Source organism: Oleiphilus sp. HI0117 (assembly GCF_001635235.1).
On the sequence record NZ_LWGA01000066.1, the window covers coordinates 1 to 625 of the forward strand.

At 46.9% G+C, this 625-nt stretch carries 1 protein-coding gene; it reads left to right on the forward strand.

The window, feature by feature from the left end; all coding sequences use genetic code 11:
* Positions 1–46 precede the first annotated feature (46 nt).
* On the forward strand, positions 47–625 hold a 579-nt coding region (locus tag A3757_RS01045), incomplete at its 3' end, for an FAD-dependent oxidoreductase (protein WP_156506080.1).

Sequence of the window (625 nt, forward strand, 5' to 3'; positions counted from 1 at the left end):
ATATCTAAATAATAGCGGCCGTTAACTTATTGAATGAGTACCGATAATGTCTTCTTCCTATACCTATGATGTTCTAATAATTGGCAGCGGCGCCGCTGGACTAAGTGCTGCTCTCGGTTTGAATAAAGACTTATCTGTTGCAGTGATATCAAAGGCAGGTCTATCTAGCGGCTCGACACCTTGGGCGCAAGGCGGAATTGCAGCGGTGCTCAGCGAGAAAGATGATATCGAGTCTCATATCAGAGACACACTTAATGCAGGTGCTGGTTTATGTCACGAAGACGCAGTCAGGCAGACTGTAGAAAACGGCAGACAGAGTGTCTCCTGGTTAGTTGATCAGGGTGTTGACTTTACCAAGATGGACAACGCTGAAGAAGACACTTATCACCTAACCAAAGAAGGTGGTCACAGTCACCGCCGCGTGATTCACGCGGACGATGCGACTGGCTTGGCAATCTCTACAGCACTTTGTTCGCAGGCAGAGTTAGCAGAAAATATCGATATTTTTGAAAACAGGGTTGCGGTCGACCTTATCACACACAAAAAGCTTTTCTTACCTGGCAATCGCTGCGTCGGGGCTTATGTACTTAACCAGTCCAGCGATCATGTCGAGCTATTCAAAGCA